This window comes from Haloferax sp. AS1 (assembly GCF_014530665.1).
Lineage (GTDB): Archaea > Halobacteriota > Halobacteria > Halobacteriales > Haloferacaceae > Haloferax > Haloferax volcanii.
The window spans coordinates 145,845-169,163 of record NZ_SPSA01000003.1; the positions used below are offsets into that span (position 1 = coordinate 145,845).

At 66.2% G+C, this 23,319-nt stretch carries 24 protein-coding genes; 11 read left to right on the plus strand and 13 right to left on the minus strand.

Annotated elements, in window-relative coordinates; translation table 11 throughout:
• Positions 1–363: 363 nt before the first annotated feature.
• A complete protein-coding gene (locus tag E4P24_RS17570; protein ID WP_004061893.1) occupies positions 364–735 on the minus strand; it encodes a hypothetical protein in 372 nt (123 codons plus the stop codon).
• Between the two features lie 420 nt (positions 736–1,155).
• Between E4P24_RS17570 and E4P24_RS17575 the strand changes: the two genes are divergently transcribed.
• The 4 genes from E4P24_RS17575 to E4P24_RS17590 all read left to right on the plus strand — a co-directional run bounded on the left by E4P24_RS17575 (position 1,156) and on the right by E4P24_RS17590 (position 5,239).
• A complete protein-coding gene (locus E4P24_RS17575) occupies positions 1,156–2,745 on the plus strand; it encodes a MarR family transcriptional regulator (protein ID WP_188148960.1) in 1,590 nt (529 codons plus the stop codon).
• Between the two features lie 113 nt (positions 2,746–2,858).
• Positions 2,859–3,632: a helix-turn-helix domain-containing protein gene (locus E4P24_RS17580; protein ID WP_004061890.1), complete on the plus strand. Its 774-nt coding sequence runs from the start codon at positions 2,859–2,861 to the stop codon at positions 3,630–3,632.
• Positions 3,633–3,731: 99 nt separating this feature from the next.
• Positions 3,732–4,034: a stress response translation initiation inhibitor YciH gene (gene yciH / locus E4P24_RS17585; protein WP_115803659.1), complete on the plus strand. Its 303-nt coding sequence runs from the start codon at positions 3,732–3,734 to the stop codon at positions 4,032–4,034.
• 170 nt (positions 4,035–4,204) lie between these two features.
• Positions 4,205–5,239, plus strand: a complete 1,035-nt coding sequence (locus E4P24_RS17590; protein WP_004041254.1) for a transcription initiation factor IIB family protein — start codon at positions 4,205–4,207, stop codon at positions 5,237–5,239.
• A gap of 141 nt (positions 5,240–5,380) precedes the next feature.
• Here E4P24_RS17590 and E4P24_RS17595 read toward each other — a convergent pair whose 3' ends face one another.
• Positions 5,381–5,821, minus strand: coding sequence for a hypothetical protein (locus E4P24_RS17595; protein ID WP_049896016.1), 441 nt, complete (start codon positions 5,819–5,821; stop codon positions 5,381–5,383).
• Positions 5,822–5,914: 93 nt separating this feature from the next.
• The gene (locus E4P24_RS17600) at positions 5,915–6,433 is read right to left on the minus strand and encodes a TRAM domain-containing protein (RefSeq protein ID WP_004041252.1); all 519 of its coding nucleotides are present in this window, start codon (positions 6,431–6,433) and stop codon (positions 5,915–5,917) included.
• A gap of 149 nt (positions 6,434–6,582) precedes the next feature.
• Between E4P24_RS17600 and E4P24_RS17605 the strand changes: the two genes are divergently transcribed.
• Positions 6,583–6,780, plus strand: a complete 198-nt coding sequence (locus E4P24_RS17605) for a hypothetical protein (protein ID WP_004041251.1) — start codon at positions 6,583–6,585, stop codon at positions 6,778–6,780.
• A gap of 140 nt (positions 6,781–6,920) precedes the next feature.
• Entirely contained in the window at positions 6,921–7,979 is a 1,059-nt protein-coding gene (gene bioB / locus E4P24_RS17610; RefSeq protein WP_188148961.1) for a biotin synthase BioB, read from the plus strand.
• Between the two features lie 97 nt (positions 7,980–8,076).
• On the opposite strand, the gene E4P24_RS17615 is transcribed toward bioB, so the two are convergent.
• The gene (locus E4P24_RS17615) at positions 8,077–8,841 is read right to left on the minus strand and encodes an inositol monophosphatase family protein (protein WP_188148962.1); all 765 of its coding nucleotides are present in this window, start codon (positions 8,839–8,841) and stop codon (positions 8,077–8,079) included.
• Between the two features lie 114 nt (positions 8,842–8,955).
• Here E4P24_RS17615 and E4P24_RS17620 point away from each other — a divergent pair, with 114 nt between their 5' ends.
• The 5 genes from E4P24_RS17620 (at position 8,956) to E4P24_RS17640 (ending at position 14,177) form a co-directional block, all read left to right on the plus strand.
• Positions 8,956–9,633, plus strand: a complete 678-nt coding sequence (locus tag E4P24_RS17620) for a glycerophosphodiester phosphodiesterase (RefSeq protein WP_115803656.1) — start codon at positions 8,956–8,958, stop codon at positions 9,631–9,633.
• 131 nt (positions 9,634–9,764) lie between these two features.
• On the plus strand, positions 9,765–11,246 hold the full coding sequence (locus E4P24_RS17625) for an ABC transporter substrate-binding protein (protein ID WP_115891533.1): 1,482 nt from the start codon (positions 9,765–9,767) through the stop codon (positions 11,244–11,246).
• Positions 11,247–11,268: 22 nt separating this feature from the next.
• Complete coding sequence (locus E4P24_RS17630) at positions 11,269–12,162, plus strand: carbohydrate ABC transporter permease (RefSeq protein ID WP_004041246.1); 894 nt, start codon at positions 11,269–11,271, stop codon at positions 12,160–12,162.
• Positions 12,163–12,166: 4 nt separating this feature from the next.
• Positions 12,167–13,033 (plus strand): carbohydrate ABC transporter permease, encoded by an 867-nt coding sequence (locus tag E4P24_RS17635; protein ID WP_188148963.1) that lies wholly within the window; start codon positions 12,167–12,169, stop codon positions 13,031–13,033.
• Positions 13,034–13,043: 10 nt separating this feature from the next.
• On the plus strand, positions 13,044–14,177 hold the full coding sequence (locus E4P24_RS17640) for an ABC transporter ATP-binding protein (RefSeq protein ID WP_004041244.1): 1,134 nt from the start codon (positions 13,044–13,046) through the stop codon (positions 14,175–14,177).
• A gap of 47 nt (positions 14,178–14,224) precedes the next feature.
• Here E4P24_RS17640 and E4P24_RS17645 read toward each other — a convergent pair whose 3' ends face one another.
• From E4P24_RS17645 to E4P24_RS17685, 9 genes are all read right to left on the minus strand, one after another.
• Entirely contained in the window at positions 14,225–14,626 is a 402-nt protein-coding gene (locus E4P24_RS17645; protein ID WP_004061875.1) for a hypothetical protein, read from the minus strand.
• A 111-nt stretch (positions 14,627–14,737) separates the two neighbouring features.
• A complete protein-coding gene (locus tag E4P24_RS17650) occupies positions 14,738–14,923 on the minus strand; it encodes a hypothetical protein (protein ID WP_004041242.1) in 186 nt (61 codons plus the stop codon).
• Positions 14,924–15,515: 592 nt separating this feature from the next.
• Positions 15,516–15,866 (minus strand): hydroxyisourate hydrolase, encoded by a 351-nt coding sequence (gene uraH / locus E4P24_RS17655; protein WP_004061872.1) that lies wholly within the window; start codon positions 15,864–15,866, stop codon positions 15,516–15,518.
• Position 15,867: 1 nt separating this feature from the next.
• Positions 15,868–16,854 carry a factor-independent urate hydroxylase gene (pucL, locus tag E4P24_RS17660; RefSeq protein ID WP_188148964.1) on the minus strand — a complete coding sequence of 329 codons (987 nt, stop codon included), beginning with the start codon at positions 16,852–16,854 and terminating at the stop codon, positions 15,868–15,870.
• A gap of 97 nt (positions 16,855–16,951) precedes the next feature.
• Positions 16,952–17,458 carry a 2-oxo-4-hydroxy-4-carboxy-5-ureidoimidazoline decarboxylase gene (gene uraD, locus E4P24_RS17665; protein ID WP_115803653.1) on the minus strand — a complete coding sequence of 169 codons (507 nt, stop codon included), beginning with the start codon at positions 17,456–17,458 and terminating at the stop codon, positions 16,952–16,954.
• An 83-nt stretch (positions 17,459–17,541) separates the two neighbouring features.
• On the minus strand, positions 17,542–18,921 hold the full coding sequence (locus tag E4P24_RS17670) for a dihydroorotase family protein (RefSeq protein ID WP_115861371.1): 1,380 nt from the start codon (positions 18,919–18,921) through the stop codon (positions 17,542–17,544).
• An 86-nt stretch (positions 18,922–19,007) separates the two neighbouring features.
• Positions 19,008–20,432 (minus strand): uracil-xanthine permease family protein, encoded by a 1,425-nt coding sequence (locus E4P24_RS17675; protein WP_115803651.1) that lies wholly within the window; start codon positions 20,430–20,432, stop codon positions 19,008–19,010.
• A 359-nt stretch (positions 20,433–20,791) separates the two neighbouring features.
• Positions 20,792–21,208 carry a DUF3830 family protein gene (locus tag E4P24_RS17680; protein WP_004041235.1) on the minus strand — a complete coding sequence of 139 codons (417 nt, stop codon included), beginning with the start codon at positions 21,206–21,208 and terminating at the stop codon, positions 20,792–20,794.
• A 26-nt stretch (positions 21,209–21,234) separates the two neighbouring features.
• Positions 21,235–22,554, minus strand: a complete 1,320-nt coding sequence (locus tag E4P24_RS17685; protein WP_008605993.1) for a Zn-dependent hydrolase — start codon at positions 22,552–22,554, stop codon at positions 21,235–21,237.
• Between the last annotated feature and the right edge of the window lie 765 nt (positions 22,555–23,319).

Consider the following 23,319-nt stretch of genomic DNA (forward strand, 5'->3'; position numbering starts at 1 on the left):
CCCGAGTAGCGAGCGGGCGGGTAAATGTTCCGCGGAGTGTGCGCCACCGGGACGGAACGCGATTGGGGTCCGAAAAGTCGGTGACTGCACGTCGGTCGAGTGCGCTGGAGGGCGCAGGGAGCGTGCTGGAGGGCACAGGGGGAGCGTGCTGGAGGGCACGTCGAGGAGGTGTGCGTCAAGGGGACCGAACGTGAAGGGTGCGTCAGGGGGGATTCGGCTGTCCCGCGAAGGGACAGGGAGCGAGTGTGTCGTGGGGGGCTGGAGGGGTGAGCGCCGCCGCGGGCACGAGCAGTCGGGTGTACCAGTCGAGCGTGCCGTGCCTCGCTCGCGGCGCGTGCGCCAGCGGGTCGTCGACCGCGGTCGTTACGCCGAGTCGTCGGTCGTCGTCTCGTTCTCGGTCGTTTCGTCGTCGGTCGTCGTCTCGTCTTCCGTCATCTCGTCGTCGGTCGTTCCGTCGTCGGTCGTCGATTCGTCTTCCGTCGTTTCTTCCTCGGTTGTCTCTATCGTCGTCGTCTCGTCTTCTGTCGTCGCTATCGTCGTCTCGTCCTCGGTCGTCGTCCCGACACCACCGGTCTCGGCTGTCGTCTCGGTACCGCCGACCGCGGGTTCGCCGTCCGTGCCGTTCGTACCGTTCACGGGACCACCACCACCGCCCGTGTCCGTACAGCCGGCGAGTGCGACGGTCGCTACCGCGACGCCGACACCGAACTGCCGTCGAGTGAGCGTTTCGCGCATCGCAGTCAGCAGTCTCGCTCGGCGGATGATAATGGGGGAGAGTCGTCCCGACCGTTCTCCCCCTGAACAACCGTTTCGAGCGACTGTTTCGACCGTTTCAGTCGGATTAACGGAACGTTCGCCAGCCAACCGAGGGCCGACGAGGGCGGCCCAGTACGGCGATTGTCTCGTCGCTGCGGAGCGACCCGGCGAGAGACGACGGCGAGCGGTCGCGGACGGCGACGAACGACATCGAGAAGCGATAGACCCGCCTGTGAACCCCGGTGGCGACTGTCGATACCGACGACCCGGACCGGGAGAAAATACAGTATATGAAAACATTCAGACCGAATTGACTGTCCGAATAGTTGTAAAAATGTTCAATAAACAGATAAACAAAACATTATACACTAGCAGAGTCGACAGATAAAGAACAAACACATGCCAGTCAAACGCGTCTCGGGGGTCGGATGGACGCTCGTCGCGGCGTTACTCGTCGTCGCGGTCGCCGTCTCGCCGGTCGTCGTCGCCGCGGATGGCGTCGAAGTGCGTGCGGTCGACCACGGCGGCCCGGGCGTCGTCGCGACCGAGAACGGCCGGCCGTACGTCGCCTCGTGGCAACCCTCGACGGTTTCGGTGACCGTCGCGGGAGACGGCAACGACACCGAGGTCTGCTTGCAGACCGACCGCGACGACGGCTCGACGATGCTGTTGGGGTGCGAACCGCTCGGAAGCGAGGGGGCGAACGCGACCGGTGAACGGCGCGTCGGCTTCGAGTTCGCAACGTGGCCGGCGAACGCGACCGGCGACCGCACCGTGACAGCGGTCGTCAGACCCGGGGACGGCGGCGAGCCGGTCGCGCAGGCGAGTCGCGGTGTCACGGTGCTCGCGCCGGCCGGCGACGCCGACGGCGACAACCTCGGCAACCGGGACGAACTCGGCCGCGGCACGGACGTGCTCGTCGCCGACACCGACACCGACGGCGTACCCGACGGCGCGGAGGTCAACCGCTACGAGACCGACCCGACGAGCACGGACACCGACGGCGACGACCTCAGCGACGGCGTCGAAATCAACGAGCAGGGGAGCAACCCGACCGAGACCGACACCGACGGCGACGGCCTCGACGACGGCGCTGAGGTGACGACCCACGGCACGGACCCGACGACCGCCGATACCGACGGCGACGGCCTCGAAGACGGCGCGGAGGTCAACCGCTACGAAACCAACCCGACAGCCACCGACACCGACGGCGACGGCCTCGAAGACGGACCCGAGGTCAACGTCCGCGAGACGAGCCCCGCCGCCGCCGACACCGACGGCGACGGCCTCGAAGACGGCCCCGAAGTCAACCGCTACGAGACGAATCCGACCGAGGCGGACACCGACGGCGACGGTCTCGACGACGGGCGCGAAGTCAACGTCATCGGGACCGACCCGAACCGCGGCGACACCGACGGCGACGGCCGCGGCGACGGTGCTGAGGTCGAAGCGGGAACTGACCCGAACGCCGCGCCGGGGGCGGTCGTCGGGTCGCTGGAACTCGGCGGCGAGGGCTGGCTGCTCGTCCTCGCGGTCGCGGCCATCGCGGTCGCCCTGCTCGTCGTCGGCGTGCGAGTCCGCGACAGCGACGCGCGAGCGAGGCTGTCCGACGTTCGCGCCCGCGCGGCCGACCACGTCGACGGCCGAGGCGACGGAGCGTCGGCGGACGCGGTCCAGACTGGCGGAGGCGACGGTTCGGCGCGTGCGCAGTCGGCCGCCAACAGTTCCCCCGCCGACGGCTCCCCCGCCGCCGAGGAACTCCTCGACGACGAGACGCGCGTCCTCAGGCTCCTCGACGACAACGGCGGCCAACTCCGGCAGTCGAAAGTCGTCGAGGGAACGGAGTGGTCGAAATCGAAGGTGAGTCGCGTCCTCTCGCGGATGGCCGACGAGGGAACCGTCGCGAAGATAAATCTCGGCCGAGAGAACCTCATCGCCCGCCCGGAGAGCGTTCCCGAACACGCCCGGTCGCCGTTCGACGAGTCCTGAGCGGGCGACGCGGCGACCGGGACGACCCGACCCGCGAGTTGGAATCCCGAACCGCGGACGGAGTTGGAACATACCAACCAAGAATATAGGCCTCGGGGAACTAGGGAAGACTCATGCGAGAATTCGTCTTCACCGTCGAGTACGAGCGGGGTGCCGACGAGGTGATGGACCTGTTCATCGAGAACCCGGATTTACACTCCAAGACCATGGCGATACACGCCACGAGCGAGTCGATGTGGCGACTCGACCGCCTCACCGGGCCGACGGAGGCGCTCGAAGCGTTCGACGAGGTCATCGAGCAGGCCACCCGGTGCAACGGCGTCCTCGGGATGTGCGGCGCGCCGGTCGTCGAGTGGGAGTACGAGGTGCTGTCGGAGACGCCAAACGGGCGCATCGTCTACTCCTGCCGCGAGGAGGGCGACGGGATTCAGTCGATTCCCCACGTCGCCGCGAAGCACATCGGCGACGGCCTCCTGATGCAGGCCGAACGCCGGGGGGCACAGAACCAGTGGCGACTGCTCATCTCCGACGACGACACGGTGAGCGAGATTTACGAGGAGGTCAAAGACAGCCTCAGCGACGGCCTCTCGCTGAGCGTCCAGCGCATCAGCGAACCCGAGTGCTGGCTCGAAGAGAGCGTCTCCGCCGACGGCCTCCCGCCGGAACAGCAGGCCGCGCTCGAAGCCGCCGTCGAGTTCGGCTACTACGAGACGCCGCGCCAGCACACCGTCCAAGAAATCTCGGAGGAACTCGACATCCCGAACTCGACGCTCCAGTACCGCCTGACCCGCGCCGAAGCGTGGCTGGCCCGTCAGTTCGTCACCGGCACGCTCGGCACCGAAGTCGAAGACCGCGTCGACCCCGAAAAGCTCGAAGCGAGCGCCTGACCGGCGACTCCCGGGCCGGACGCTCGACGAGAGACGGCCGCAGAACGGTTGGAACATTCCAACCACACCCTGATACGCCGCGGACGCGTACGTAGATGCGTGGGAAAGGACACTTTCAGCGACATCACCGGCCTGCCGGACGACCTCGGAATCGGCGACGACCTCGCGCGGGCGGACCAGCGCGCGTCGATTTGCGTCGACACCCGACGGTACGGCAAGCCCGTGACGGTGGTCGACGGTCTCGACCTCCCGGCCGACGAACTGGACGCCCTCGCGTCGACGTTGAAGCGACGGCTCGCGGTCGGCGGGACCGTGACCGACGGGCGCATCGAACTGCAGGGCGAACACGGCGAGCGCCTCGAAGCCGCGCTCCGCGACGAGGGCTTCGGCGTCGAGCGCTGAGCGTGTTGTCGTGATTCGATAGCTCTCGCGGCCGAAAAGGGCGGATGACTGACGCGGCAACCGACGTGCGAGCGGTCGATGTCTCCCGGTCGCGTATTCCGGGAACGAACACAGTTGGTATATTCCAAACGAGAGCCCATTACCCTGGGTCCGGAATACAGAGGTACTCAATGGACACGAAACACGTCGACTGGCGTTCGATGCGAGACGAGTCGGCACCGGCGGCGGGACCCGAGGCCCGACAGTCCGGCGACGAGCGCGACGAGGGCGAGGCCGAGACCGAATCGGCCGAGGCGGCGGTCGCGGAGCGGACCGACCTCGTCTACGACGAGCAGCACGGCGAGTGGGTCGACCCCGAGACGGGCGAAATCCTCCGCGAGGACGAAATCGACCGCGGCCCCGAGTGGCGCGCGTTCGACGCCGCGGAGCGCGACCAGAAATCCCGCGTCGGATCGCCGACGACGACGATGATGCACGACAAGGGGCTGTCGACTAACATCGGCTGGCAGAACAAAGACGCCTACGGCAACTCCCTGTCGACGGGACAGCGCCAGAAGATGCAGCGCCTCCGGACGTGGAACGAGCGGTTCCGCACCCGCGACTCCAAAGAGCGCAACCTCAAGCAGGCGCTCGGCGAGGTCGAGCGGATGGGCTCGGCGCTCGGGCTTCCGGACACCGTCCGCGAGACCGCCTCGGTCATCTACCGCCGCGCGCTCGACGACGACCTGCTGCCCGGCCGCTCCATCGAGGGCGTCGCCACCGCCGCAATCTACGCCGCCGCTCGGCAGGCCGGCGTCCCGCGCTCCCTCGACGAGGTGCGGCGCGTCTCCCGCGTCGACAAGATGGAACTCACCCGGACGTACCGCTACGTCTCCCGCGAACTGGGGCTGGACATGAAGCCGGCCGACCCGGCGCAGTACCTCCCGCGGTTCGTCTCCGAACTCGACGTGAGCGACGACGTGGAGCGCCGCGCTCGGTCGCTCCTCGACAACGCGAAGCGGCAGGGCATCCACAGCGGCAAGAGCCCCGTCGGGCTCGCGGCGGCGGCCATCTACGCCGGCGCGCTCCTCGCCGACGAGGAACTGACGCAGTCCGAGGTGAGCGACGTGACCGACATCAGCGAAGTGACCATCAGAAACCGCTACCGCGAACTCCTCGAAGCGACCCAGAAATCGGGCGAAAGGGCCGTCGGGTCGACCGCCTAAGCGGACGTTTCGAGCGCGAGAAGACGCTTCTTTCTTCGATTCGCGTCGTTTTCAGACGCCTCGTTCGGACTGTTCGACCCGTTCGACCCATTCAGACTGTGCGGGTTCGGCCGCGGGCGACGCGACGCCGTTCTCACGCCGTCAGCGGTTGCACGAACACGACGACGACGCGCGAGTCGAACTGCCGCGACCCGGCAGCGCGTCGCGGACGCGGTCAGCGAGTGCGCCCGCGGTTTCGCGGACTCTCCCCTCGGCGCTCGATTCGGCGCGTCGTTCCCGGTAGTCGAAGTAGAGCGCCGTCGGCAGGAGAAGCGAGGCGTACACGCCGCTGATAGCGACGGCAATCTGCATCGGATGGTCTGCGGGGATGACCGCCCAGCCGACCGCGATAATCGCCCACAGCGCGATTCCCTGCCGGATGGTCGGACACCATCGGTTCGTGCGCGCCGACCGCGACTGCACGTCGGCGGCGTCCATGTCGGCGTCATCGCCCGATTCGGACGCCGGGCGGTCCGTTCGATGGGACTCGGCTCGCGCATCGTCGGATAGCGTAGAGGCGTGACGGAACGTTCGTTCGGACATAGAATGGTATCGGCGGCTACGGTTCCGAGCCTAATGTGGTCTCGTTTGGAATATACCAACCACGAGGGCAGAGCCGGCGTTCGGACCCGCGGGTCAGACGCTCGCGCCGTCCACCGGTTCCGCGAACGCGACGGTCTGTTTCACGTCGGTGACTTCGACCTCGACGCGGTCGCCGGGTTCCGTGCCGGGGACGATGATGACGAAGCCGCGTTCGACCTTCGCGATGCCGTCGCCTTGGTCACCGAGCGTGTCGATGATGACGGACCGAACGTCGCCCTCCGCGACGGGCGGTTGTCGCGGCTGAGAGTGCGCTTCGCGGGGTCCAGACGCGGTGTCGGCGGCGGATTCCCGAGCGGGGTCCGAATCGATGTCGCGGTCGTCAGCGGTCGTCGTCGCCGTCGTCTCCGTCGTCGTCGCCGCCGCCGATTCGACAGCGGCCTCGGTCGCCGACGCGGCGTGCGGACTCGAAAGCAGCGCGACGCGGTACAGTTCCTCCGTCGAAATCGACCCGTTTTCGACGAGTTCGGTCGGAATCGACACCACGTAACGGTCGCCGTCTCGCTCGACCGACGTCTCGAAAAGGAGCCGAAGAGAATCTGAGATATCAGTCACTACCGCTACTTCGACTCAAACAAAATAAAAGGTGGTGAAAGTGACTACCGTTCCGGTCGCCGAGACACGATAGAATCCCCGGAAATCCGATTCGACCCGACCGGAATCGTTCCCGAAGACACATGTCAACCCAATGCTAACTATCGGGCATGGCACGCGACACACTCGTTTCGTGGCAGACGTTCGCGCTGTTCGTCCTGTTTCCGCCGGCGGCGCTCGTCGCTCTCGTGTTCTTTCCCCTGACGCTGCTCGTCTTCGGGTGGCTGTACTACCGCGGCAAGTACGAGTCGATACAGGAGTCCGACGACGAGCAGACGGCCGTGGAACCGAGCGACGCCGCTCGGTGAGTGACGCATCCGCGGGCGCGAACGTGGCCGGGCGGCCCCCGAGGGGTCGGCCGTCCCACACACGGGCGAGCATTTCTCGTCGGGAAGACGGATGTCGACGAGACAACGGATTTTTGAGTTCGTCAACTAAGTAGTTGAGCATGGTTTACGAGACTGGGAACCCGACTGTCGACGACGCGGTGCGGCGGGTGCTCGACGGCGACGAACTCGACCGGACCGACGGGATAGCGCTCATCGCGCAGTCGGTCGAGCCCCTCGCGGCGGGTGCCGACTACGTCCGCTCCGTCCGCTCCGACGGGACCGTCGACGCCTGTTCCATCGTCAACGCGAAGGCCGGCGACTGCGCCGAGGACTGCGGCTTCTGCGCGCAGTCGGCGCACTTCGACACCGGCATCGAGACGCACGGCTTTCTCGGGCCGGAAGCGGTGTTAGACGCCGCGCGGCGCGCCGAACGCGACGGCGCACAGCGGTTCGGCATCGTCGTCGCCGAGAAGGGCGTCTCGAAGGAGCGCCGACCCGACGAGTGGGCGGAGGTGCTGGCGGCGATTCGACTCGTCCGCGACGAGACGAGCGTCGAAATCGACGCCTCGCTCGGGCTGCTCACCGAGGAGGAGGCGCGAATCCTCTCTGCGGAGGGCGTGAACCACTACAACCACAACATCGAGACCTCGCCGCGGTACTTCGACGAAGTGGTCGGAACCCACGACTTCGAGGACCGACTCGTGACGCTCCGGCGGGCGAAAGACGCCGGGATGGACCTCTGTGCCGGCGTCATCCTCGGGATGGGCGAGACGCCGGCGGACCGGGTCGACGCCGCTCTCGAACTCCAGAAAATCGGCGTCGAGTCGCTCCCGGTGAACGTGCTCAACCCCGTCCCCGGCACGCCGCTCGGCGACGCCGACCACGCCGACATCACGACGACGGAACTCGTCAAGACCGTCGCAGTCTACCGACTGCTCCACCCCGACGCGCGCGTCCGTTTGACCGGCGGGCGGGAAGTGAATCTCGCGCCCGACGAACAACACCTGCCGTTCGAGGCCGGCGCGGACGGCGTCCTCACCGGCGACTACCTGACGACCGACGGCCAGTCGCCGGCGGCCGACATCGAGGTCGTCGAGCGGGCGGGCCTCGAACCGAACCGCGCGGTCAACGACTTCGACGTGGACGCCGTCAAGCGCCGAGAAGCGAGAGACGGCTGAGGGGCTGACGAACCGCCGAGCCGTCGAACCCTGAACCGCCCAATCGACGAACCGCCGAACCACCGAACCGCCGAACCGCCGCCCGAGACGCGCCACATCACCCGAGCGCGCTGTGCCGGGACATGAGCGAGATGACCTGCCGGTGGAGCGCCTGATTGGACGCGACGACGGTGTCGCCGGTCACGTCGTCTATCGCCTCGACGTGCGTCACCTCGCCGCCGGCCTCGCGGACGAGAAGCGGGCCGGTCCGCGCGTCCCACATATCGAGGTTCTGCTCGAAGTACACGTCGAAGCGGCCGGCGGCGACGAGCGCCAACTCCGCGGCGGCCGACCCCATCCGGCGAACGCCTCGCGTCGACTCGCAGAGCGCTTCGAGGTACGCGCCGTCGCCGTTCGCTCGGGCCAGCGAGTCGAACCCGGTCACGACGAGCGCCTCAGACAGCTCGGCGGCGTTCGAAACCGAGAGTTCCCGCCCGTTGACGAACGCGCCTTCGCCCTCGATTGCGACGTACAACTGGTCCGCCGGGACGTAGTTGACGACGCCGACGTCGGGCCGCGTCGCCCCCTCGTACATGACGGAGACGGAGAAATGCGGCACGCCGTTGTGGAAGTTGACCGTGCCGTCGAGCGGGTCGACGACCCAGCGCGGCTTCGGGCGGAACTCCGGGGAACCCTCCTCGGAGACGACGTTGTCGTCCGGGAACGCGGCGGCTATCACGTCGGTGATTCGCGCTTCGGCGGCTTCGTCCGCCGGGCGGTCGCGGAACCGCTCGCGCGAACTCGACTCGAACCGGGCCCGTAACTCGTCGCCGGCGACCTCGGCCGCCCGAATCGCGGTCCACAGGTAGCGGTCGTTCACCATGCACCGACGTGGCCGGGGCTCGTATATTGTGACTGCTATGTTGTCTCAATAGTAATCTGTTCAGTACGTTGCTATCATAGTACGGTTGATAAGTCGTTGTCGATGACGTATCGTATGCTCACTATCGGGCATCGAGGCTGTGCGGGCCAGTATCCAGAGAACACGATTCCCGCAATCGAGGGGTCCGCGCCCCACGTCGACCTCGTCGAGGTGGACGTGATGCGCTGTGGCTCCGGGGAGCTGGTGGCGTTTCACGACGACGACCTGTCGCGGCTGACGACGGCCGCGGGTCGACTCGACGAAACCGCCGTCGACGACCTCACGGCGCTTCGCGTCGACGGCTCGGAGGCGACGATTCCGCGGTTCGACCAGGTGGTCGAGGCGTGGCCCGCGGGCACCGGCATGAACCTCGACACCCGCGACCCGGGCCTCGTCGAAGACGCCTTAGCGGCCGTCGAGGGACTCGACGAGCGGGTCGTCTTCTCGTCGCCGTCGCGCGAAGCGGTCGATATCGCGCTGGAGACGCCGACGCCGGCCGAGGTCGGCTACTCGTTCCGCGACGACGCGTCCGCGGAGTTGACGTGGGCGGCAGAACGAGGCTGTGAGTTCGTCCACGTCGAACACGGCCTGTGTACCTCCTCGGACCTCGTGGAGCGCGCGCACGACGCCGGCCTGCTCGTCGACGCGTGGACCGTCGACGACGAAGCGACCGCGACGACCCTCCGGTCGCTCGGCGTGGACGCCCTCACCGTCGACCGATGGGATGTCGTCGCCCCGGAGGCGTGCTCGTGAACCCGACTCGACGCCCGAGGCCGTCGACCACCTTTTTATACCCCAATCAGAGCGGTACGAGCCACACCAGAGAACAACATATGTCTAAGTATACTCCAAATAATAGGAAAATTTAAATTATGTGTTCGGATATGTCCCAGTACATGCCTGAAAATGGCCCTATCGGCGAGCGAGCCGAAACGACGAACCGAGCTATCGGACGCACAACCAGTCGGCGCGGATTCCTCGCGACGGCGGGGGCCGTCGGCGTCGCGGGACTCGCGGGCTGTTCCGGCGGCGGGGGCGACTCACCGACCGGGACCGAGGGCGGAAGCGGGAGCACCGAACAGTCGGGAACGACGGCCGGGACATCCGGCGCGCAGGACGTGACCGTCTCGTTTTGGCACATCTTCGGCGGCGAACTCGGCCAGACGCTGGGAGACATGGCCGCCGAGTTCTCACAGCAGAACGACGGAATCACCATCGAGGCGGTCAACAACGGCGGCTACCGGCAGAACCTCAACCAGTCGTTGCAGGCGTCGCGGGCCGGCGACCCGCCGGGTATCGTCCAGATATTCGAGGTCGGGACGCGACTCGCGCTCGACAGCGGCTCGTTCACGCCGGTCGAGGAGATTCTGCCGGAAGAGGAAATCGACTTCGACGACTTCCTGCCGTCAGTCTTGAACTACTACCGCATGGACGGGACGCTGAACTCGATGCCGTTCAACTCCTCGAACACCATCATGCTCTACAACAAGACCGCGTTCGAGCAGGCGGGCCTCGACCCCGAAACCCCGCCGCGGAGCCTCGCGGAGGTCCGGCAGGCCGCACAGACCATCGTCGACCAGACCGACATGGAGAGCGGTATCAGCTGGCCGAACCACACCTGGATGCAGGTCGAACAGCAGTTCGCCAAACAGGACCAAGTGCTCGTGAACCAAGAGAACGGCCGCGACGGTCGACCCGACCAGACGTTCTTCAACTCCGAGGCGGGCCGCAGCGTCTACTCCTGGTGGAAGGGGATGGCCCAAGACGGCCTCTATCTCAACCCCGGAATCGAGGCGTGGGGCGAAGCGCGACAGGCGTTCCTCACCCAGAAGGTGCCGATGCTGTGGGACTCCACGTCGAACATCGTCTCGATGCAGTCCGGCGCGAAGGAGAACGGCTTCGAACTCGGCTCCGGCTACCTGCCGACGCCCGACGGCGCGAACACCGGCGTCGTCATCGGCGGGGGGTCGCTGTGGGTGCCCGACGCCCTCTCCGACGAGAAAAAGCAGGCCGCGGGAGAGTTCATCGCCTACGTCACCCAGACCGAGCAGCAGGCGCGCTGGCACCGCAACAGCGGCTACTTCCCGGTCCGACAGAGCTCCATCGACCAGCTCACGGACGACGGCTGGTTCGAGAACAACCCCAACTTCAGCACGGCGTTCGACCAGCTACAAGACACCGAAGACACGCCCGCGACTCGCGGCGCGGTGATGGGCGTGTTCCCCAAGACCCGGTCGATTAACGAGGAGATATCGGTCAGCATCATCAACGACCAACTCGGCGTCGAGGAGGGACTGTCGCGGATGGACACGCAGGTCGGCGAGGCGCTCGCCGGGTACAACGGCAACTACGACGGGAGCCAGTAGGCTCCCTCGACACGTCAGTCACATGTCTACTGCCACAAAACCGTACGATTCGACGCTTCAGGCGGCGCTGTTGTTGCTCCCGACAGCTGCGGTACTCGTCGCGTTTCTGTACTACCCCGCGCTCGAAACGTTCCGCCTCAGTCTCTACGAGACGCTGTTTCTCGGACAGCGACAGACGTGGACCGGGCTCGGGAATTTCGTCACCCTGCTCACGTCGGGCACCTACCAGTACAGCTTCTTCATCACGGTCGCGTTCGCGGCGGTCGTCGTCTTCGGGACGCTCGGCGTCTCGCTGCTGATCGGCTACCTGATATTCTCCGTCGACGTTCGGTCGTCCGTCTATCTCGTCGCCGCGATTTGGCCGTACGCGCTCCCGCCGGCGGTCGCCGCGATTCTCCTGAACTTCATTCTCCACCCGAATCTCGGCATCTTCACCCACTACCTCGAACTCCTGACGCCGCTCACCTTGGACTGGTTCAACGACGGCCCGCAGGCGTTCGCCATCCTCGCGGTCGTCGCCGTCTGGAAACAGCTCGGCTACAACATCATCTTCATCGTCGCCGCGCTGAACAACATCCCCGAGATACTGACGGAGAACGCGCGCATCGACGGCGTCGGTCGGTTCAGGATGCTGTACAAGGTGTACGTGCCGATGATTGCGCCGACGATGACGTTCCTCGTCGTCATGAACACGATATACGCGTTCTTCTCGACGTTCCCGCTCGTCGACCTGATGACGAGCGGCGGGCCGAGCGACGCAACGAACTTCCTGATATTCAAGCTCTACCGCGACGCCTTCCAGTTCAACAGCCTCGGGCTGGCGTCCGCGCAGTCCGTGATTCTGTTCGTCGTCGTGTCGGTTCTGATGTACATCCAGCTTCGGTTCGCGTCGGGCTACGGGCGGTACGGAGGATAACGAGATGGCCACAGAGACAGACACCACGACGTTCGACGCGAGAAGACTCGCGCACCGACTGCCGGACGACGCGCTGCTGCACGGCGGCATCGTCTTCGCAATCCTCCTGATGGCGTCGCCGCTGCTGCTCGCGATTATCATGAGCACGCAGTCGACGACGGAGGTGTATCAGGTGACGAACCTCGGCCTCGGGTCGAGGGGGCTGTCGAACTACTCGGACGCGCTCGTGAACTACGAGTTCAGCACGTACATGCTGAACTCGTTCGTGATGAGCGTCGTCGTCGTCGTCGGGAAGGTCACACTCTCGCTGTTCGCGGCGCTCGCGCTCGTCTACTACCGCTTCCCGTACGAGCGGGCGGTGTTCATGTTCATCCTGCTGACGCTGTTGTTGCCGGTGCCGGTTCGAATCGTCCCGCTGTTCCAGCTGATGGCCGACCTCGGCTGGACGAACTCCCTGTTGGCGTTGACCGGACCCTACATCGCGAGCGCGACGGCCGTATTCCTCTTTCGCCAGCAGTTCACGGGGATTCCGGCCTCGCTCGTCGAGGTCGCGCGCCTCGACGGCGTCGGCCCGCTCACCTTCCTGTTCAGGGTGCTCGTCCCGATGTCGAGAGGGATGATTGCCGGGGTGTGCGTTATCACGTTCATCTACACGTGGAACCAGTTCCTCTGGCCGCTGGTCGTCGTGACCGACAAGAGCAGTCAGGTCGTCCAAGTGGGGATTCGGTACCTCCAGGGCTCCGCGCAGGCGGGGCTGACGCAGTGGGGGCTCATCATGGCCGGCGCGGTCCTCGCGTTGCTCCCGCCGCTCGTCGTGCTCGTCGTGCTGCACCGACCGCTCCTGCGAACGCTCACCATCCAACAGAAATAGCGAACCCACCATGTCAGACATCACGATTCAGAACTTACGGAAGACGTACGACGACGTGCGCGCCGTGAAGGGTATCGACCTCGAAATCGAAGACGGCGAGTTCCTCGTCGTCGTCGGCCCCTCGGGGTGCGGCAAATCGACGACGCTCCGGATGCTCGCCGGCCTCGAATCGGTGACGGACGGCTCCATCGCCATCGGCGACCGCGTCGTCAACGAGGTGCCGCCGAAGGACCGAAGCATCGCGATGGTGTTTCAGAACTACGCGCTGTACCCGCACATGACGGCGGCGGAGAACATGAAGTTCGGCATGAAATCGGCCAGCGAGTTCTCCGCCGACGAAATCGAACGGCGCGTGGAAGACGCCACCGAGACGCTCGGTATCGCACACCTCCGCGACCGGAAGCCGAAGGAACTCTCGGGCGGGGAGCGACAGCGGGTCGCCATCGGTCGGGCGCTCGTCCGCGAACCGGACGTGTTCCTGATGGACGAGCCGCTGTCCAACCTCGACGCGAAGCTCCGGGTGCAGATGCGCGCCGAACTGCTCAAACTCCACCGCGACCTCGATACGACGACCGTCTACGTCACCCACGACCAGACGGAGGCGATGACGCTCGGCGACAGGGTCGCGGTACTCGAAGACGGGAGGCTCCAGCAGGTCGCACCGCCCCAAGAGCTGTACGACTACCCGACGAACCAGTTCGTCGCCGGCTTCGTCGGCGAGCCCGCGATGAACTTCGTTCCCGTGGCGGTCCGCCGGCAGAGGAGCGAACTCGTCGCCGAAGCGCCGGGCCTCTCGCTCACGCTCCCTGCGGGCTCCGGGCTGGACGACGTGGACGACGACGGCCTCACGCTCGGCGTCAGACCCGAAGACGTGTCTCTCGTCTCGAACACCGCCGGGGCGTCGGAGTCGTTCACCGCCGAGGTGACGGTCACCGAACCGCTCGGCGAACTCCTGCTTCTGCACTGTCGCCTCGGCGACGAGGAGATTCGGGTCAAAGTCGAGCCGCGAAGCCGAATCACGGCCGGAGACACCGTCGAACTCGCCGTCGATACGGACCGCCTGCACCTGTTCGATGCGGACGGCGACGCCGTCTACCACTCGTCGGTTCCCGAGCGGGCGACCGAGAGCGTCGTAGCCGACTGACGAGGCAGGCGGCGAGGCGAGCGGCGAAGCGAACGCAGGGCGCGTCGCTACCGCCCGTCGAACGCCTCGGGCGACAGGTCGAGTCCCGCGCGCTCCTCGTCGGTGAGTTCTTCGAGGACGCTCGTGCCGGACCCCGGTTTCGAGTCCCACGACCAGTCCTCGTGAAGGCGGAGGCGGCCGTCTTCCAGTCGCTCGATGCGGTCCGTCGAGTGGCCGGTCGCAGTCGTCCCGTCGTCGGTGACGTGAGAGTACCGGAAGTCGAGCGTGTCGCCGCGGTGGCGGCCGACGAGGTGGCCCAGCCTGACGGTTCCGCCGCGGTACGTCGCGTGAATCAGGTCGCCGGACTGGTCGAACCAGAAGTGGGTGTCGCCGCCGACATCGCCGCTCTCGGCGTTGGCGACCGATTTGAAGACGCGCCCGTCGAGGGACGGCGCGTGAGATTCGGACATAGTCCGTGTGCGAGGCGGACCGTTATGAGTGGTCCGCCGAGAACTGCGAGCGGCCGACTTCCCCCGGTCGACCGCCCGTCGCGGCCCCTGCACCACCACTACCACCAGCGGTCAGTAGCTACTCCGATCTCCCGAACCGGAGTCAGAGCCGTTTTTGACCGCGTCAGTCGCCTTTTCGATGCCTTTCTTGGCTTTCTCCTCGCTCACCTTCGTCCGCTTGCCGACCTGTTTGGCGACTTCGTCTTCGTGGCCCTCTACCAGTCCGAGCAGCCGTCGAAGCTTGCTCATCACGCCCATGGCGTCGGCAGTAGCGACCCCTCGGAGGAAAAGGTGGTGGCCCCGAACCGCGGAATCGACACCCGAGAGAGACGGCGGCCGGCTTCGGGTAGACGGTGAATCAACAGTCGAAAGAACGGCATATCTATAAATCCAATATATAATAAAATCTGAGAGGTGTGCGAGCAGTCAATCGTCTTTCTCTACGGTAGGAGAGGAGTGAACGGGTCGGTCGATACGGCCCGTTCGAAGGAACCAACAGACAAAAAAAGGAACTAGACGCAGTCTTCAGGCCCGCGAGGGTCGAGCTTTCGATACGTGCCGTTCGGAGCGACTCTCGCGTCGTCAGCACGAACGACGGCCTCGCGTGATGTTCGAGTCGGTAGCGCCAGTACGGTCGCTTTCGTCGGGTACAGTGATTGAGCGTCGGTTGTACTCTGGCAGCAAGGTCTCGAAACCGGCGAGTATCCGACGGCGGGCTCCGAGACGAGTGGGTCCATCGTCCAGTCCCGAAATTGATACGGAATATGGTATTTTTTCGATACTCCCGAATTTCTGTTAGTTCGTTCTGGCGTTCCTGTCGGGGCGACGAGCCATGGTCCCGATCGGCGTCTCAGCTTCCCCGGTAGGTCGTGTAGCTCCCCGGCGACAGCAACAGGGGAACGTGATAGTGCTCGCTGGCGTCGTCGACGACGAACCGGACCGGAACCGTCTCCAAGAACGACGATTCCGTGGGGCCGTCGCGGTAGTACGGGCCGACTTCGAACAGGAGTTGGTAGGTTCCGGTCTCCATCGCGTCGCCCGACAAAAGCGGCTCGTCGACCCGTCCGTCGTCGTTGGTCGTGCCGCGGCCGACCGTCTCCGCCTCGCCGGACGAATCCAGTTTTTGAAGCGTCACGTCGACGCCGGCCGCCGGTCCCTCGCTGCTGGTGTCGAGGACGTGCGTGGTTACTCCTTCGCTCATCTTACTGCTCGTCGAGGTCGCCGCGGTCCATCGAGAACTGCTGGAAGCCGGTCGGCGCGGGCGGCTCCCGCAGGACGCTGGCGTCGCCGTCGAGGTCGTCGCGGACGCTGAGCCAGGTGCGGTTGTTCGCCTCGAACCGAACGGACGCGAGCTGCGGATAGCGTTCGAGGACGCGCAGGCCGATTTGGTAGATGAGGTCCTGAATCGAGTTCGAGTCGACCTCGTCGAAGACGACGTGGGCGATGTCGCGGACCTGCTCGGACGGCACGTACTGTTCTGGGTCCTCCCCGAGCGCGTCTTCGGGGTCGTCGTAGCTCCAGAAGATATCGAGCGAGATGTAGAGCGTTCGGTCCTCGCGCTCCGGGAGCGTCGTGTACTCGTCTTGGACGTAGCCGGTGAACGAACTCCCATTGACCTTGACCAGTTCGAGGCCGGTGACGCCGCTCGTCTGGTCGGTGATGACGGGTGTGCCGTCGTCTCGCGTCAGCGAGATGGACCCGTAGCCGGACTCGTTGTCGGAGACGCGGAAGACGAGGTCGCTCGCCTCGTACCCGTCGCCGTCGTCCTCTGGGACGGGCAGTTCGTCGAATCGAATCTCGTCGGCCGACACCTCGACGGCGCTCATCTGCGAGTAGGTGTCCAAGAACCCCGACCCGACGAACTCCAGGAAGCCTTCGAGGGTGGCCCCGTCGTACTCGCCGGCGTGGTGGAGGATGAAGTTCTTCATCGAGTCCGTCGCCACGACCTTCGTGTTGTCGCCCTCGCTGAACGACGGCAGGAACTCCTCGCCTTCGACCTGCACGCGAACGTCGAGGCCGAACAGCACGTTGTCCCGCCCGTCGAACGACGACTCCGGAATCGTGCGAACGCCCTCCAGCGGGGTCGCGTACGTCCGGTAGACGGCGACGTTCTCCTTCCCGTAGTTCATCGTCCGCTGTTCGCCGCTGTCCGGGGCGTCACCGTCCACCGGTGACTGTTGCGCTGTCATAATTCGTCTATGAACGGTGCATCGTTAAACAAAAATCTTTGCGTTCGCGTGACATACGCGACTCGTTTCGGCTTTGATTCAGACAGACAGTCGATTCCTATTCTGACGAGAACCGCTCCGCCAACCGGAGTTCCGCAATCGTGTGGACCTCGTCCAGCGCGGTCCGAAACTCCGTCGACTCCGAGTGGTCGACCCGGCGTTCCATCGCCGCGGCAATCGCGTCGGGGTTCTCGTCTTTCACCGCCATGACGAACGGGAAGCCGAACCGCTCGCGGTACGTCTCGTTCAGTCGTTGGAACGTCTCGTACTGGCTCCGCGAGAGCGAGTCCAGCCCGGCCGACGCCTGTTCCGCCTCCGAGGCGTCGGTCATCTCGGTCCGCTCTCCGAGGTCGGGGTGCGCCCGGAGCAACTGGAGTTGCTTCTCGCGTGAGGCGTCCTCGACGGCGCGCTTCATGGCCGACCGAAGTTCGTCCACGGACGAAAACGGTCGCGACGACCGCGCCCGCTCGGCGACCCACGGCGAGTGTTCGTATATCTCCCCGAGCGCGTCCACGAACGAGTCGTCGTCGAGGCGGTTCACCTGCTGGAGCGTGAGTTCGTGCATCGTTGTTTGGCGTGCGTGACCTCGACACTTCAACCTACTCGTGAACCTCCCTCCTTCCGCGTCGAATCGGCGGGGGGCCCGACTCACGCGCTCCAATCGGGGCGCTCGCGCTCCACGAACCGGCCGTGGCCGGGGTCACCGACGACCTCGCCGTCGGCCGCGACGACCTCGCCGCGGACGAGCGTCTTCGTCACCCGGCCCGTGACTTCCCGACCCTCGTAAATCGAGTAGTCCGCCTTCGAGGCGTTCGCGTCGGCGGAAATCGTGTACGTCTCGTCGGGGTCGAACAGGACGATATCGGCGTCGGTTCCGGGTTCGAGCGTGCCCTTGTTCGGGAGGCCGAACGTCTCGGCCGGGTTCGAACACATCACGCGGACGAGGAAGGGGTACGAGAGCCCGCGCTCGTTGACCGCCTCGTCGTGGAACACCGGGAGGCTGACCTGCACGCCGTTCGCGCCGAACGGGCCCTCCCACCACGGCCGGTCGACCTTGTCGGCGCGCTTCGAGGCGACGTGGTCCGTCGAGACGACGCTCAGCACGCCGCGGCGGAGGTATTCGAACATCGCCTCCACGTCGTCTTCCTTGCGGATGGGCGGCGCGATTTTCGGCAGGTTCCCCAGTTCCGCGTAGACGGAGTCGTCGAGCGTCGTGTAGTGCGTGCAGGTCTCCGCCCTGACCCGCGACCCGTCCTCGCGGTGGCGGGCGAGCGCGTCGGCGGCCGCCCGGCACGTCGTGTGGATGCCGTAGTATTTCGCCCCGGCCTCGGTCGCGAGCGTGACCGCGTCGGACGCGGCCATCGCCTCGGCGTAGTCGGGGCGAGACTGCGGGTACGTCTCGGGGGCGTCCTCACCAGCGGCCCGGAGTTCGGCGGTGAGCGCCCGGCAGACCGAGTCGTCTTCGCTGTGGACCACGCCGACCGCGTCGTGTTCGGCGAGGCGGTCGAACACCCGCTTGAGAAAGCCGTTCGAGACGCCGAACTCGTAGGCGGTGTACATCTTGAACGAGGTCACGCCGTCGTCGACGAGCGCCGGAATCTCCTCGAAGACCGCGTCGTCCTCCCTGAGAATCCCGCCGTGTAATCCGAAGTCGACGAGCGCCTGCTCTTGGTTGGCGCGTTTGCGTTCGAGGCCCTCCGAGAGGGTCGCCGGCTCGTCCCACGGACTGTCCGCACCCTCGTAGGCCTGCCACGCGAAGTCGATGAACGTGGTGACCCCGCCGAGCGCCGCCGCGCTGGACACGGTTCGGTAGGTGTCGATGGAGACGTGGTCGTCGACGTGGACGTGCGGGTCGACGACGCCGGGCATGACGACCTGTCCAGTCGCGTCGATTCGGTTCCGTCCAGCGGGGAGGGCGTCCTCGTCGCCGACGCCGACGATGCGACCCTCGTCGACCGCGACCGCTGCGTCGAGCGTCCGCGAGTCGGTGACGACGGTCCCGCCGGCGAGTATCGTGTCAATAGTCATCACGACACACTCCTCGGTGGAGCGAATTATACGTACCGGTAGACCGCGGGTCGAACTGGGGCGAGAAAGCAGCAGACGGGGCGAACTCAGTCGTCGACCGGCGCGGAGGGCGACGACTCAGAACTCGACAGTTCGGTCAGGTCTTCCGGGTCGAGGCCGTCGGTGTGCTCGGTCGGGCCGAGGCCGACGCCGCCGCCGGGGAGCACGACGTTGAGCGCGAGCGCGGTGAAACCGCCGGTGACGAGCGCGGAGCCGAACAGCGTCTGCACCTCGGCGGGGAAGTTCTGGAGCACCTCGGGGCGGAACGCCACGCCGAGGCCGAACGCCATCGACAGCGCGAGAATCGTCGAGTTCCGGTGGTCGAGCGTGACGTTCTGCGTGATGATGCGCGCCCCCGAGGAGAAGATCATCGCGAAGAGGATGAGCGCGCCGCCGCCGAGGACGGCGTCGGGCATCACGGAGACGACCGCGCCGACCTTCGGGACGAAGCCGAGCACGACGAGGACGACCCCGCCGATGCCGACGACGTATCGGCTCGCGACGCCGGTGAAGCTCACGAGGCCGACGTTCTGCGAGAACGACGTGTTGGGAAGCGCGTTGAACAGCGCGGCGAACGCGCTCATCACGGCGTCGGCGACGAGGCCGCCGCGGAACTCCTTGCGGGTCGGGTTCCGGCCGGTCGCCGACACCGTGCCGGAGATGTCGCCGATGGTTTCGAGGCCGGTGATGACGTAGAGGAACGCGACCGTGAGCACGGCGCTGGGCGGGAATTCGAGGCCGAACCTGAGCGGCGTCGGCACGGTTATCCACCCCGCGGTCGCGACGGCGGTGAAGTCGACCATCCCGAGCGCGATGGCGGCGACGTAGCCGACGACGATGCCGACGAAGACGCTGATGACGCGGAGGAAGCCGTCGAAGAACTGGTTGAGAACGACCGTGACGACCAAGACGAGCCCCGCGAGGCCGAGGTTCGCAAACGAGCCGTAGCCGGCGGCCGAGGGGCCGGCGGACGCGCCCGCGGCGTAGTTCATCCCCGTCGGGATGAGCGTCAGCCCGATGAGCATCACGACGATGCCCGTGACGAGCGGTGGGAAGTACTTCTGGAAGCGGTCGAGCGTGACGCCCATCACCAACTCGACGGGCGCGGCGAGAAGTGACGCGCCGAAAACCGCGGCGATGCCGAACTGTTGGCCGATGCCGATGAGCGGGCCGAGGAACGCGAAGCTCGTTCCCATGACGATTGGGAGTCGCGCGCCGACGGGACCGATTGGGAAGGCCTGCACGAGCGTCGCCGCGCCGGCGACGATGAGCGCCATCTGCACGAGAAACGTCGTCTGGCCCGACACCGAACCGACGGCGCCCGCGAGGATGAGCGGCGGCGCGACGTTGCCGAGGAACATCGCGAGGACGTGTTGGATTCCCAGCGGGACCGCCTCGCCCAGCGGCGGTCTGTCTTCGATATCGTACAGTACGACCGAGTCGCTCTCCGCATCGGCGGATGTGCTAGTCATCAGCTCACACGACACGAGACTGGCTTTTGAAACTACCCCTTATTCACCTAATATATCTATGAATGATGTTTTCCTTCGAGCAAGAACACACGTACAGACAGCGCTCGCTCGTCGAGCGAGACAGTCGCAGAAATCATCGAGGGAACGTATGCAATCGCGCGGCTCATCGAGGGCGCGCGCTACCGGTGCGACCGCCTGTGGCGTCCCCGCCTACGGACGGGCCGATACCGACGGTCGGGAGCGCGTTGAACGTCCGCTCGTCGACGAGGCCGCGCGTCGTCTCGGTGAGGGGCACGCGAGTACGAGGTAGTCGCTCCGCGCGGCGGCCGAAAGCACGTCGTGAAGGACCGCGATGTCGGTCACTCCGATACCTCTCGGATGACGACGTCTTGGACGCCCTCGCGGAGCGTCAGTTCCTCGATTGCCTTCAGCTCCTCCGCCGTCGCGTCGATGGTCGCGAAGTGGTTCCCGGCGAGTTCACCGGCGGGGCTCTTGAAGCACGTCGGGCCGCAGGGGACGAGAATCTCCTGTTCGTTCCGGTAGCCGGGGTAGAGAAGCAGGTCGCCCCGCGACGGGTAGACGGTGTGGTTCTCCCGCGGAATCTCGGGGAGGTCGATTTCGTCGATGTTTATCCACGTCGCGATGCCGCTCCAGCGGACGTGCATGAGCTCCGACTCCAACGGGAGGAACTCTCGAACCGCCTCGACGGAGGCGGGCGCGCGGTCTTCGTGCAGTTCTGCGGTGAACGTCCGGTCTCCGATTTCTAGCTGTAACATGGGTGTAGTGGTTCGTGTGATGGTGGTTAGTTTCGTTCGGTGTCGTCCGTCTCGGTGTCGCCCGTCGTCGCCAGTCTGGCGAGCGTCCCCGCGAGCACTTCGGTCGCGGCGGTGCAGTCGGCCCAGTCGGCCCGCTCTCTCGGTGAGTGCGAGTGGCCGTTCTCGGAGGCGACGAACACGAGCGCGGCGTCGGTCACGTCGGCGACCTGCATCGTGTCGTGACCCGCGCCCGAATGGAGCGACAGCGTCTCGATGTCGCACGCGCGGGCCGCTTCGGTCGCGACCCGCCGACAGCGCTCCGACAGCGGCGTCGGCGGAACGTCGTAGGTGCAGTCGAACGAAGTCGTCACGCCGCGGTGGGTCTCGACCGCGTCGAGCGCCCGTTCGACCGCGTCCAACTGGAGGCGTATCTCCTCGCGGTCGACCGACCGGAGGTCGAGGCGGAGCGAGGCCGCGCCGGGGACGACGTTGACGACGTTCGGTTCGACGTCGAGTTCGCCGACGGTTCCGACGGCGGTGCCGCTGCCGGTCGTCGCGATGTCCGCGGCGCGCCGCTCGACCTCCAAGACGAGTTCGCTCGCGGCGGCGAGCGCGTCGTGGCGCGCCGTCATCTCGGTCGTACCCGAGTGGTCGGCCTGCCCCTCGATACCGACGTGGCACCGCGCGGTTCCGGTGATGTCGGTGACGATACCGAGAGGGACGCCGGCGTCTCCGAGGCGCGTGTTCTGTTCGATGTGGAGTTCGACCCACGCGTCCCACGCGCTCGCGTCGAGGCGGCCCGAGCCGCGGTAGCCGACGCGGTCGAGGGCGTCTTCGAGCGTCACGTCGCCGTCCGTCAGCGCGAGCGTCTCGTCGACGCCGCGTTTCCCGGCGGCGACCGTCGACCCGAGGACGCCGTCAGCGAAGCGCGTCCCCTCCTCGCCGGTGAAGCAGACGACTTCGAGCGGGCGAGCGGGCGTCAGGTCGCTCTCGCGGATGCTTCGGACGGCCTCCACGGCGGCGTAGACCCCGAGCGGTCCGTCGAAGATGCCGCCGTTCGGAACCGAATCGAGGTGGCTCCCGGCGGCGACCGGGGCCGCATCCGGGTCGACGCCGTCCGGGGTCCACCGACCGGCGATGTTGCCGACGGCGTCGATACGGACGTCGAGACCGACCGCTTCGAGGCGGCTCACGAGGTAATCGCGGGCCCGCCCGTTCGCCGCGTCGGCGGGGAGCGCGGTTCGACCGCGCCCGTGTTCGGTGTCTACCGAGCCGAATACCGCCGTTCGCTCGATGTCTTCGCGGAGAGAGTCGCCGTCGATGTCGAACGAAACGCGACCCGCACTGCCGCGAGTCGGGGCCGTCACGGTCCCCCGTCACGGCGACCGCTGCGCCGTCGATTCCGCCGCCGGGTGACACCGTGTCGCGGCGAGGCAGGAACGTCCGCGACCGAACCGCCGCCCGTCCCCGTCGTCCGGAGCCGGCGGTCGGCGGCTGTCGGCTTCGGTCTGAAAGGTATCATTGCGTACTTACCCCGAGAGTAACACCACTTGTTGATAAACATTTCGTGAGATGGCGATTTGGTGGCCAGAATACTCGATATTTTTCAAATTTAGTGAATACATACACAGTTCCAACCGGAGGGCCGGATTAGAATGTTCGACTATTTCAAACGCCGACGAGACAAGTGCGTCCGACAACCGCCCACACGACCAGCTCGAACCCGATTACTCATCCCGTCCGAGCGAGACATCGAGCGCGCTCGACGAAAGTGGGGTGATACCGCTCCGTTAGCCACCGCCGAGCGACGGTGGTTACCTCGGCTCGTCCAAGATGCTCGAACGCGCGACGGGGGACAGCGACACCACGGCGTGCGCTCCCGTCCTTGGGTGAACTCCTCGCGATGGATTACAAACTTACGGTTGTAATTTCCTATTCCAGACGCACGACCCCCGTGATGACAAACGGTATCGTGTCTCTCGCGAGCCGCGAGCGGTCGCCACAGCGCGCTCGACCTCCCGCGGAACGCGTTCGACTATTTCAAACGGGAGCGTCGAATCGGGAATCAGGCGGGGTCGGTGCGAGGCGGGGTGAGGCTGGGGAGACGACGAACGAAACGACCACACCGGCGA